We start from the raw sequence: 1,915 nt of genomic DNA, 5'->3' as shown, positions 1-1,915 counted from the left end.
GAGCGCTGCTGCCGCGGCAATGGCGGCCCAGGCAACCTCCGGCGCCGCCGGCGTCCGCCAGCTGGGCGCCGCAGCCCAGCAGACCACCGGCGAGGTTGCCGGGCTGGAGCGCCAGGCCGCCAACAGCAACAGCGCGGTTTCGGGTCTGACCGGCTCCCTCGGCGGCCTGCGCGGCATGCTGGCGGCGCTGGGGATCGGCATCACGGTCCAGCAGCTGACCGACATGGCCGATGGCTGGACCATCGTGAGCAACCGCCTGCGCCTGGTCGCCGCCAACGAGAACGACGTCACCCGCCTTCGGCTGGCCGTCTTCGGCCTGGCGCAGGACACCCGCAGCGCGCTTGGCTCGACGGCCGAGCTGTTCGCTGGAATCTCGCGGGCCGCCGCCACCCTCAAGGTGTCCGAGGGCTCGATCCTCGCGGTGACCCGCACCATCAACCAGGGCTTCCGCGTCTCCGGCGGTTCCCAGGCGTCGGCCGATGCCGCGGTGACCCAGCTGCTGCAGGGCCTGTCGTCGGGCGTGCTGCGCGGCGAGGAATTTAATTCCGTGATGGAGCAGGCGCCCCGCCTGGCCCAGGCGTTGGCGGATGCCCTCGGCAAGTCCCGCGGCGAGCTGCGCGCCTTGGCCGAGCAGGGCCAGCTGACGGCCGAGACCGTGGTGAAGGCGCTGCTATCCCAGGCGGAAGCGATCGACGCCGAATACCAGCGGATGCAGGCGACAATCGGTGAAGGCTGGACCGTCCTCCTGAACGGGGCCGAGCGCTGGGTGGGCCAGGCCGCGACGGCCACAGGCGCCGCCGCGCTGCTCGCGAACACGTTCGTCGGGCTGGGGGACAATTTCGGTCTGGTCGGGGCGGTGGTGACCGGTCTTGCGGCTGTGGCTCTCGTTCGATTGGCCACGGCGATGCGCGGCCGGATTGCCGATGCCGGCGCCGCCCGAGCGGCCGTTATCGCGCAGGGGCAGGCCGAGGCAGCAGCCACCCAAGCGGCCTATCAACAGGCCGCCGCTGAACTCGCAGCAGCACGTGCTGCACTCCAGCGCCGAGCGGCCATCGGTGCCTCGACTGCGGCCCTGGCCCAACTTCGGGTGGCCGAACTGGCGGCTGCCGAAGCGGCGGCGGCCAACACGGCTGCCGTAAACGCTAACGCGGCGGCTCAGGCTCGCGCCAGCGTTGCCGCGCGAGCGCGTGTCCTGGCCTCCGGTGCTGTCGGCGCTCTGGGCGGTGTGCCCGGCATCGCCGCCACGGCGGCCGTCGTCGGGGTCACGCTGCTCGCCGGTGCGCAGGATGCCGGCGAGCGGTCGGCGCAATCGTACTCCCGCGCCATGGAGCTGGCCGCGCGATCGATCGGCTTTGTCCCGAAGGCTGCGGAGGCGGCCAGCGGAGCCGTCAAACAGCTCGGCGCCAACATGCTGGCCTCGACGCAGGCGGCCGCGCGGCGTAGCGCTCAGGACGCCACGGCGGCGATCGACACCATTCAGCGGAGGATCTCGGGCGCAGCGGGAAGAGCAACTGCCTCCGCCGGCGGATCGCTGCTGGACGGGCTCTTCGGCAACAATGCCGGGGTGGAATTCACCCGGCTGGCCGGCGAGATCGAGAGATCGACCCCGCGCACCGTGGCGGAGCTGGACGGCCTGATCGACCGGCTGAACGGGATGCGCGAGCAGGCCCAGGCCCTCGGCGCGGGCGGCGTGGTGACCCGGATCGACGTCTTCACCAAGGCGCTGCTCGACCAGCGCGCCGCGTTAGCGGAGGAGGAAGGCCGGCTCTCTAACGCCAATGCGGTGTTGGCGGAGACCGATCGGCGGCAGCAGGCCGCGGCGCGGTCGGCTCAGACCTACACGGAAGCCCTGCGCGAGCAGCGCGACCTGATGAACCGCGCCACCGGCAACAACCCGGCGGTGGCCCGAGGCATC

1 protein-coding gene is annotated in these 1,915 nt (G+C 72.2%); it reads left to right on the top strand.

Features of this window, described 5'->3' with window-relative positions; genetic code table 11:
* Positions 1-1,915, top strand: a 1,915-nt coding sequence (locus P409_RS33030) for a tape measure protein (RefSeq protein ID WP_152613677.1), incomplete at both ends; no start/stop codon positions are given.

The organism is Inquilinus limosus MP06, from assembly GCF_000767795.1.
GTDB lineage: Bacteria > Pseudomonadota > Alphaproteobacteria > DSM-16000 > Inquilinaceae > Inquilinus > Inquilinus limosus_E.
Note: the sequence above shows the minus strand (reverse complement) of the source record. Positions and strands in the feature narration are given on the sequence as shown.